Origin of the sequence: Thermus caliditerrae (assembly GCF_021462525.1) — a bacterium.
Lineage (GTDB): Bacteria > Deinococcota > Deinococci > Deinococcales > Thermaceae > Thermus > Thermus caliditerrae.
On sequence record NZ_JAKEDT010000023.1, the window covers coordinates 24,319 to 33,355 of the forward strand.

General features: G+C 69.0%; 10 protein-coding genes. 6 read left to right on the forward strand and 4 right to left on the reverse strand.

All coding sequences use genetic code 11. The annotated features are described in order from the left end of the window. Positions 1-149: 149 nt before the first annotated feature. The gene (locus L1088_RS10815; protein ID WP_234555064.1) at positions 150-1,070 is read right to left on the reverse strand and encodes a diacylglycerol/lipid kinase family protein; all 921 of its coding nucleotides are present in this window, start codon (positions 1,068-1,070) and stop codon (positions 150-152) included. A gap of 18 nt (positions 1,071-1,088) precedes the next feature. Between L1088_RS10815 and L1088_RS10820 the strand changes: the two genes are divergently transcribed. Both L1088_RS10820 and L1088_RS10825 read left to right on the forward strand, forming a co-directional pair. After that, positions 1,089-1,745: a histidine phosphatase family protein gene (locus L1088_RS10820; RefSeq protein WP_234555066.1), complete on the forward strand. Its 657-nt coding sequence runs from the start codon at positions 1,089-1,091 to the stop codon at positions 1,743-1,745. Positions 1,746-1,749: 4 nt separating this feature from the next. Then, the gene (locus tag L1088_RS10825) at positions 1,750-2,604 is read left to right on the forward strand and encodes a GNAT family N-acetyltransferase (RefSeq protein WP_234555068.1); all 855 of its coding nucleotides are present in this window, start codon (positions 1,750-1,752) and stop codon (positions 2,602-2,604) included. Here L1088_RS10825 and L1088_RS10830 read toward each other — a convergent pair. Genes L1088_RS10830 through L1088_RS10840 form a run of 3 tightly spaced genes read right to left on the reverse strand, consistent with a single transcriptional unit; the run spans position 2,574 to position 5,451 of the window. Next, on the reverse strand, positions 2,574-3,455 hold the full coding sequence (locus L1088_RS10830; RefSeq protein ID WP_234555070.1) for a histone deacetylase family protein: 882 nt from the start codon (positions 3,453-3,455) through the stop codon (positions 2,574-2,576). The genes L1088_RS10825 and L1088_RS10830 overlap by 31 nt on opposite strands. Before the next feature lie 4 nt (positions 3,456-3,459). Then, positions 3,460-3,909 (reverse strand): tRNA (cytidine(34)-2'-O)-methyltransferase, encoded by a 450-nt coding sequence (locus L1088_RS10835; RefSeq protein WP_234555080.1) that lies wholly within the window; start codon positions 3,907-3,909, stop codon positions 3,460-3,462. Positions 3,910-3,912: 3 nt separating this feature from the next. Further along, complete coding sequence (locus tag L1088_RS10840) at positions 3,913-5,451, reverse strand: ATP-binding protein (protein ID WP_234555072.1); 1,539 nt, start codon at positions 5,449-5,451, stop codon at positions 3,913-3,915. Between the two features lie 201 nt (positions 5,452-5,652). Here L1088_RS10840 and L1088_RS10845 point away from each other — a divergent pair, with 201 nt between their 5' ends. From L1088_RS10845 to L1088_RS10860, 4 genes are read left to right on the forward strand one after another with little or no spacing between them, the layout of a single operon-like run. Then, positions 5,653-6,990 carry an ammonium transporter gene (locus L1088_RS10845; protein ID WP_234555074.1) on the forward strand — a complete coding sequence of 446 codons (1,338 nt, stop codon included), beginning with the start codon at positions 5,653-5,655 and terminating at the stop codon, positions 6,988-6,990. Next, positions 6,987-7,337, forward strand: coding sequence for a P-II family nitrogen regulator (locus tag L1088_RS10850; protein WP_234555076.1), 351 nt, complete (start codon positions 6,987-6,989; stop codon positions 7,335-7,337). The genes L1088_RS10845 and L1088_RS10850 overlap by 4 nt, the downstream gene beginning before the upstream one ends. A 4-nt stretch (positions 7,338-7,341) precedes the next feature. Continuing rightward, positions 7,342-8,244 carry an HrcA family transcriptional regulator gene (locus tag L1088_RS10855; protein ID WP_234555078.1) on the forward strand — a complete coding sequence of 301 codons (903 nt, stop codon included), beginning with the start codon at positions 7,342-7,344 and terminating at the stop codon, positions 8,242-8,244. Next, entirely contained in the window at positions 8,234-8,905 is a 672-nt protein-coding gene (locus L1088_RS10860; RefSeq protein ID WP_234555079.1) for a molybdenum cofactor biosynthesis protein, read from the forward strand. Before L1088_RS10855 ends, L1088_RS10860 begins: the two co-directional genes overlap by 11 nt. Positions 8,906-9,037 lie beyond the last annotated feature (132 nt).

The following is a 9,037-nucleotide window of genomic DNA, read 5'->3' on the forward strand; positions in this document are numbered from 1 at the left end:
GGGAGAAACCCTCTCCTTCCCCCGCTTTTTCCACACGAAAGCAGCCTTCTAACCTTTGCTGCCAAACCCTTGCCTCCTTTCCCCCAGCAGGGGCCTTGGGTACCTCTTCACCGGGGCCCCCACAGGGGCAAAGTCCACGTGGGGTGGCCTCAGCCCGCCCCTACAGGAGCCAAGAGGGGCTCCTGCCCCCGGGCCGCCGCCCTTCCCCCCACCACCCGCAGGCCCAAGGGCCGCACCTCCGCTTGGTAGAGGGCGCTTTCCGGCAGGAGCTCCCCGTCCGCATGGGCGGGCACGGGCTGCGCAAAGGCCACCTCCACCCTCTGCCCCGCATAGGCCGCCACCTGGGGGTGGGAGAGGTGCCTGCCCAAAAGCAGGCGGGGCAGGATAAAGACCACCCCAAGCCGGGTGAAGCTTCGGGCCAGGACCACGGAGAGGAGGCCGTCCCTGGGGTCGGCCATGGGGGCGATGGGAATGCCCCCGCCGTAGGCCGGGCCGTTCATGGCGGCCAGGAGGAGCAAGGGGCCCCGGTGGACCTCCACCCCGTCCACCATGACCCGTCCCTCGGGCAGGCGGAGGTCCTTAAGCACCCCGAAGAGGGCGTAAAGGTAGCGGGGCATGCCCCGGAGGAAAGAGGGAGCGGTGAGGGCCTTCTTGGCCACCAGGGCGTCAAAGCCGATGCCCAAGGAGGCCCCAAAGAGCTCTCCGTTGACCTGGCCGAGATCTATGGCCTCCTCAGGGCCGAAGAGGGCCAGCTCTAAAGCCTCCCGCCAGGGAAGCCCCTTCAAGCCCAGCATGCGGGCAAAGTCGTTGCCGCTGCCGATGGGCACTACCCCAAGCACCTTTTCCGTGCCCGCCAGGCCCCTCAACACCTCGTGCACCGTGCCATCTCCTCCCACGGCCACCACCCTGGCCCCTTCGGGGGCATTCCGGGAAAGCTCGGTGGCGTGGCCCGGCCCCTCGGTGAGGAAGGCCCTGGCCCCCCGCTCCCGCGCCGCTTTGAGGATGGCCCCGGAGAGCCTCCCCACCTTGCCCCGGCCCGCCGCCGGGTTCACGATGACCCACCTTTCCACCCCCGTATTCTATGGACCATGGGCCTCCTCACCCACTTCCTAAAAGGCCCCCACCCCAAGACCACCCTGCTCCTCACGCGGGCGGGGCCGGTGGAGAACCCGGGGCACGTCCTCTACAGCCACCCCGGCCTCCCCCTCTCGGAAGAGGGGCGGAAGGCCCTCCGGGCCGTGGCCCGCCTGGCCCAGCGCTACCCCGTGGCCTCGGTCTACGCTGCCGACAGCCTGGCGGAGGCCGAGGCGGCAGAGCTCCTGGCGGAGGCCTTGGGGGTGCCCTTTACCCTCCTCCCCGAGCTGCGGGAGCGGGCCTGGGGGGAATGGGAAGGCTTGAGCTTCGCCGAGGTCCGGGAGCACTACCCCGAGGCGGTGGCGGCCTGGCTTCAGGACGAGGCGGGCTTTGCCCCCCCTGGGGGGGAGAGCGTGCGGGCGGCCTGGGAGCGGGGCAGGAGGGCGGTAGAGGCGCTGCTGGCCCAGCACCGGGGCCAGGCCCTTCTCCTGGTGGGGAACTGCACCCTCAACCGGGCCGCCCTTTCCCTGGCCCTGCCCCTCCCCCCGGAGGAGGGCCTAAGGCTGGAGCAGGACTACGCCCGGCTTTCCGAGGTGGAGTTCTACGGGGAGGAGGGGGTGGTGAAGGCCTTGAACCTGGACCCTTGTCCCGGAGTGGGGGGAGTAAACTAGGAGCATGATCCGGCCCGTGGCCCGCCAGGACCTTCCGGGGCTCCTCCAGCTCCTCCGCTGGATGGACGAAAGCCCCCAAAGGGGGGTACTCGCCCCTGAGGCCCGGGACCTCGAGGGCCTGGCCGAGGAGCTGGAAGACGGCCTGGTCCTCTTGCGGGATGGGGAGGTGGCGGGGTACGTGGGCCTTTACGCCTTTTGGGATGGAGCGGCCCTCGAGGGGCCCCTGGCCTACCGGGAGGAGGACCTTCCCCCCCTTCTTCAGGCCGCAGAAAAGCGGGCCAATGAGCTTCACCTGGACCGGCTTTACGCCTTCCCCCGGGAGGAAAACCACACCCTGCGAAAGGTGCTGGAGGAGGCCGACTTCGGCCTTTTGCACCTCACCTACTTCTTCGTGAAAAACCCGGAGGGCCTGGACTACCCACCCCCTGAGGGCGTGGTCATACGAAGGGGCTTCCCCGGCCCCGGGGTCTACCGGGAGCTTTACCGGGAGAGCGAGGAGGGCTGGGCCTTGCGCCTCAAGTGGACGGACGAGGAGCTTTGGGAACATTTCCAGGATCCCCATGTCCACCTCCTGGTGGCCTACCGGGGGGACGAACCCGTGGGTATGGCCGAGGTGGAACTGGAGGATAAGGAGGCCAGCGTGGCCTATATCGGCGTGGTGCCCAAGGCCCGGGGCCAGGGCATCGGGCGGGCCCTCTTGGCGGAAGCGGCGAGGCTGGCCACGAAGAAGGGTGCCACCCTCCTCAGGGTCCGGGCCCACGACCACGAGACCGGGGCCCTGGAGCTTTACCGCAACCTGGGCTTCAGCCTGGAGGAAGCTGTGGCCACCTACGCCAAGGAACTCAGGGCCAGGCGGTAGGTCCCTGCATGGGCCTCCACCGTAAGCCTGGGGTCGCGGTTGTACCCTCCGCCCATGACCACCACCAAGGGCACCCCGAGGGCCTTCACGAAGCGGAAGACCCTCTCGTCCCTGCGTCTGACCCCCTCCAGGCTTAGGGCCAGGCGGCCGAAGCGGTCGCCCTGGAGGACGTCCACCCCAGCGTTGTAGAAGACGAACTCCGGCCGAAAATCCCAAGCCTGCTCCAAGGCCCCCTCCAGGGCCAGGAGGTAGGCCTCGTCCCCGGTGCCGTCCGGCAGGCCAACGTCCAGGTCGCTCCGCTCCTTCTTCAGGGGGTAGTTGCGCTCCCCGTGGAGGGAGAGGGTATAGACCGAAGGGTCATTCTGGAAGAACACCGCGGTGCCGTTCCCCTGGTGGGCGTCCAGGTCCAGCACCAAGACCCGGCCCCTGAAGCCCTCCCGCCTGAGCCAGGCCACGGCCACGGCCACGTCGTTGAAGAGGCTGTACCCCTCGGCCCGATTGGGGAAGGCGTGGTGGGTGCCCCCGGAAAGGTTGAAGCCAAGGCCCACCTCCAGGGCGTCCAGGGCCGCGGCCAGGGTGCCCCCTGCGGCAAAAAGGGCCCGCCTTAGGAGGCTTGGGCTGAAGGGCAAGCCCAGGCGCAAGGACTCCTCCCGGGAAAGCCCCTCGGTGAAGAGCCTTTCCAGGTACGCCGCCTCATGGGCCAGGTAGAGGGCCTCCCGGGGCACCTCGGGAGCCGGAAGGATGGGAAGGAGGCCCCTAAGGGCCTCCGCCACCCCCCGGTACTTGTAGAGGGGAAAGGGGTGGCCTTCGGGAAGTTCCACGGCTAGGTGGGCGGTGGAGTAGGCCCGCACGCTTTCATCCTACGGAAAGCTGGCGGTAGGCCTCGTAGGCCGCCACCCCCACCGCCACCGCCAGGTTCAGGGAACGCACCGGCCCCGGCATGGGGATCCTCACCCCGGGAAAGCGGGCGAGGACCTCCGGGGGAAGCCCCCGGGTCTCGGGGCCGAAGAGGAGGTAGTCCCCCTCCTGGAAGCGCGCCTCGTAGAGGCTTTGCTCGGCGCGGGCACTGAAGGCCCACACCCTGGCTTCTGGTGGAAGCGCTCCTAAAAAGGCCTCCCAGGTATCGTGCACCCTGAGGTCCACGTGGGGCCAGTAGTCCAACCCCGCCCTTAAAAGCCGCTTATCCCCCAGGCGGAAGCCCAAGGGACGGATGAGGTGCAAGGGGAAGCCCAAAGCGGCGGCGGTGCGGGCAACGTTCCCAGTGTTCTGCGGGATCTCCGGCTGGAAAAGGACCAGGTGCACCACCACCTACCCCCTCCTGCGGTAGCGGGTGGCCGCCCCCCGGCCCACCCGCTCCACCCGGCCCTCCCGGATGAGGCGGTTCAGAAGGGCCAAGGCCGCTCGCGGGGAGAGGCCCAGAGGGCCTTCCAGCTCCCGGCGGGGGCGGGGATGTGCTAGCAGGGCCAGGAGCCTTTCCGCCAGGGGGTCCTTCCGGGCCAGGTGGTACCTCCCTCCCTCCCGGCGCAGGAGGCCCATGCGCTCCATGCGGACGAGGACCCGCCTGGCGGCCTCCTCGGGAAGCTGGAGGGCCCGGGCCAGCTCCTCCAAGGTGGCCTCCCCCACCCGGCGCAGGTGGCCCACGGCAATCAGGTGGTCCAGGCTGAAGCCCCCAAACCGCTCCTGGGCCTCGGCCAGCTCCCGCACAAAGGCCTCGTCCAGCTCGGGGTTGTACAGGACCAGGGTGAGGGCCTCGGGGAAGAGGCGGTACTCCGGGGGCTCCTTGCCGTACTTGAGGAGGAGGCGGTACATCTTGTCCACCCCGCTTCCCGCCCGCTCCACATAACCCAGCCGGTAGAGGGCCTCGGCCAGGCGGGGGTTGCGCCTTTTCGGGGGGTGGCGGAGGACGTTCTCCGGGGTGATGCCCGGGGGGAAGCCCCCGGGGTTGGAGACCTCCAGGCGGTCGGGGTAGTGGTGCACCTGGATGGCGTCCTGGCTCTGCCAGTCCCGGTGGACCAGGGCGTTGAGGAGGGCCTCTCGGTAGACCTCCTGGTCAAAGTCCCAGACCTCGAGGCGGAAAAGCCCCACCGTGAGGTAGCGCACCCGGTTTCTGGCCTGGATGAGGTCGCGAAGCCTCTCCAAAAGGGCAGGGATGGGCCTGAGGAGGTCTTCCCGGAAGGCATACCCCTCCTCGGCCTCGTGGAAGTAGTAGCTCACCTCCGCCTGGGGAAGAAGCCGCCTCAGGGCCAAGGGGGTACCCGCCAGCAAAAGCCCCGCCACCGTGGGCCTCTCCTCCCCTTCCACCCGCTCCAAAAGCCCCAGGGCAAAGAGGAGCTCCAGGTCAGGAAGGGCGGCAAGGTTGCTTCCCCGCTCCTCCAAGATGCGCCTCAGGCGCAACACCTCCACCGGGTCCAGGTCGGAAAGGCTGGCCGCGGGCAGGACCTGGGCGGTGAAGTCGGGCTCGGGGAGGGCCTGGCCCAGCTTGAGCTCCGTGAGCCGCTTGCCGTCCCAAAAAGGCACCCGCCCCGCCCCCACGGCGATGGCCGAGGGGCTTTGGGGCACATGGAGGACCAGCACCTTCCCCTCCGGCCCCTCCACCCCCTCCACGTAGGGCAGGAGGAGGCCCTGGGTGAGCTGGAAGAGGGCGTGGGTGATCTGCAGGGGGTGGATCTCCGAGGCCCCCAGCACCCTGCCCTCGGGGCTCACCCCCAGGAAGAGGGTGCCCCCCTTGTGGTTGGCCAGGCCCGCGGCGTGGCGGGCCAGCTCCTCCGGAGAGAGGTCCTGGGGCAGGAATAGGGTGCGCTCGTCCTGGCCTGCGCGAAGGCGGGCTTGGAGTTCCTCCCACGTCACGGGTTCCAGTTTACGGAGCCGAGGGGGCAATCCTGATGACGCGGTGTTCCACTACTTGCTGACATATGCTTATTTATCCAGGCACAATATGCACCTTTTGACCACTTTAGTCGTTATTTGTTCTGCTAGTATTTGCCTATTGACACCCTTTTACTTGACACTTGACAGCAGCGGTGCTACCCTACGCCCAAGGGGGTGGCCATGAGGGCACACAAAACCCTGTGGATGCTGACGGCAATCGGGCTTTCGGGAGCGGCCTTAGCGGAGGGGGTGGACGGGGCGGCCACGGCCTGGATGCTGGTCTCCACGGCCCTGGTCCTCCTCATGACCCCGGCTTTGGCCTTCTTCTACGGCGGGCTGGTACGGAGCAAGAACGCCTTGAACACGATGATGATGAGCTTCGCCACCCTGGGCTTCGTGGGGGTGGGCTGGGCCCTTTTGGGCTACAGCCTGGCCTTCGGTGAGGGAAGCCCCTGGCTGGGGGGCTTGGGGCACGCCCTGCTGAAGGGGGTGGGCCTCGAGGCCAAGGGGAAGATCCCCCACCTGCTCTTCATGGCCTTCCAGGGCACCTTCGCCATCATCACCGCGGCCCTCCTCACGGGAGGCATGGTGGAGAGGATGCGCTTTCCCGCCCTTCTCCTCTTCCTCACCCTGTGGGGCGTCCTGGTCTACGCTCCCCTGGCCCACTGGGTCTGGGGCGGGGGCTTCTTGGGCGCTTTGGGCGCCCTGGACTTCGCCGGGGGCACGGTGGTGCACATCAACGCCGGGGTAGCGGCCCTGGTGGGGGCTTTGGTCCTGGGGGCCCGGAAGGACTACGGCCGCCAGGCCCTCTTGCCCCACCACGTCCCCTTTACCCTGCTAGGCGCCGCCCTCCTCTGGTTCGGCTGGTTCGGCTTCAACGGGGGTAGCGCCTTGGCCTCTGGGGAGCTGGCCGCCTTGGCCTTTGTCAACACCATGCTGGCCCCCGCCGCCACCCTGGTGGCCTGGGCCCTTCTGGACCTCTTGCGCACGGGCAAGGTCACGGCGGTGGGCCTGGCCACGGCCATCGTGGTGGGCCTGGTGGCCATCACCCCGGCGGCGGGGTTCGTCTCCCCTCTGTCCGCTCTGGTGCTGGGCGCGGTGAGCGCCTTCCCCAGCTACTTCTTCCTCCTCTGGCGGCCCAAGACCAAGCTGGACGACAGCCTGGATGTCTTCGGGGCCCACGGGATCGCCGGCATCACCGGGGCCCTCCTCACCGGCCTCCTGGCGGAGAAGGCCTGGAACGGGGTGGCGGACGGCCTCCTCTTCGGCAACCCCATGCAGCTGGCCATCCAGGCCCTGGCGGTGGCGGCCGCTGTGGCCTACTCCGCCTTGGGCACCTTCTTCCTCCTTAAGCTAGTGGGCCTCTTCACGCCCCTGCGGGCCAGCCCCAAGGAGGAGGGGCTGGGCCTGGACGTGACCCAGCACGGGGAAGAGGCCTACGTGGAGGGCGAGGGAGCCGTGTTGGTGCTCTCCGAGGCCAGCCCTCCCGCCCTCAAGCCCGTGGGAGGTAAAGCATGAAGCTCATCGTGGCCATCATTCGGCCGGAGAAACTCAGCGAGGTGCTGGAGGCCCTTTTCAAGGCCGAGGTGCGGGGGCTTTCCATCAGCCGGGTGCAGGGCCACGGGGGAGAGATGGAACAGGTGCAGACCTACCGGGGCACCACGGTGAAGATGGAGCTCCACGAGAAGGTGCGCCTGGAAATCGGGGTTTCCGAGCCCTTCGTGCGGCCCACGGTGGAGGCCATCCTGAAAGCCGCCCGCACCGGGGAGGTGGGGGACGGGAAGATATTCGTCCTGCCGGTGGAGAAGGTCTACCGCATCCGCACCGGGGAGGAGGACGAGGCCGCCGTGACCCCGGTACAATAGGAGTGTGACGGGGAGGCAACGGGCCATCCTCCACCTTCTGGTGGAGGAGTACATCAGGACCCAAGCGCCGGTTCCCTCGGCGAGGCTCGCCGAGGGGCTCGGCCTTTCCCCTGCCCTCTGCCGCTACGAGCTCATCGCCCTCGAGGAGATGGGCTATCTGCAGAAGCCCCACGCCTCCGCCGGACGGGTGCCCACCCGCCAGGGCTTCCGCCAGTACTCCCTCTCCCTCCTGCCCCCCAAACCCCTCCCCCAGGCCACCCAGGAGCGCTTGGAGCGGGCCCTGGAGGGAGCCCGGGAGCCTGAGGCCTTCCTGGTGAAGATGGCGGTGGGGCTTTCCGGCTACCCCGCCCTCCTGCGCCTCAGGCCCCGGCGGTCCCCCAGGGTGCTCCAGGTACACCTCTCCCCCCTCGAGGGGGGCACCCTGGCGGTCTTTGTCCTGGAAGGGGGGCGGGTAAAGGAGGCCAGGCTGCCCCTGGCCCTACCTGCAGAGCGGCTTAGGCAGGCGGAAGAGGCCCTCTCCGGCCCCTTCCTCGCCCTCCCCGAGGCCCCAAGGGGCCTGGAGGAGCTCTTCGCCCACCTCTCCCGGGCCCTTTCCGCCGGGCTTTCCCTCACCTACCGGGAGGGGCTCTCGGAAGCCCTGAAGGAGCCCGAGGCCAAGGACCGGGGCTTCCTGGAGCGCCTGGTGGGCCTGTACGAGGGCGAGGGGGAGGAGGTCCTCACGCCCCCCGGCCGGGTGGACGTGCGGGTGGGGGAGGTGGAGGGCCTCTCCCAGGTGCAGGCGGGCTTTGCCAAGGGGGAATGGCTGGGGGAACTGGTCCTACTGGGCCCCATGCGCATGCGCTACCTCGAGGCCCTCTCCGTGGCCCAAGGCCTCACCCGGGTCTATACTGGGCAGCATGCGGGTTGAGGTGAGGCTCTTCGCCCTCTACCGGGAGGTGGCGGGAACGGACCGTCTTTCCCTGGAGCTTCCCGAGGGGGCCCGGGTGCGCCATGCCAAGGAGGCCCTGGAAGCCCGCTTTCCCAGCCTTAGGCTGGAAGGGGGCATGGCCGCGGTGAACCAGGCCCTGGCGGAGGCAGAAACCCCCCTTAAGGAGGGGGACGAGCTGGCCTTTCTGCCCCCGGTCTCGGGGGGGCAGGACTCCTACGGCCTCACGGAAAGCCCCCTGGACCTGAAGGCCCTGGTGGACTGGGCCACTGCCCCCGAGTACGGGGCGGTGGTGAGCTTCCTGGGCACCACCCGTAGCCCCAACCGGGGGCAGGAGGTGGCCTTTTTGGAGTACGAGGCCTACCCCGGCATGGCGGAAAAGGTCATGGCGGAGATCATCGGGGAGATGCGCTCCCGCTGGCCCCTAGGCCGCATCGCCCTCTGGCACCGCCTGGGCCGGGTGGACCCCGGGGAGGCCTCCATCGCCATCGTGGTCTCCGCCCGGCACCGCAAGGAGGCCTTTGCCGCCTGCGAGTACGCCATCGACCGGGTGAAGCAGATCCTCCCCGTGTGGAAGAAGGAGCACCGCCCGGACGGGAGCTTCTGGGTGGAGGGGTTCGCCCCGGAGGACAAACGGCTTTGACCCCTTTCGCCGCAGGCCTCCTCCTCCTGGCTTCCTGGGCCTTACCCCTCCTCTTAGGCTTCCTCGCGGGCCGGGCCTACCGGGTAGGCCGGGGTCGCGTGGCCCTGGGCCTCCTCCTCTTCGGGGGGTTTC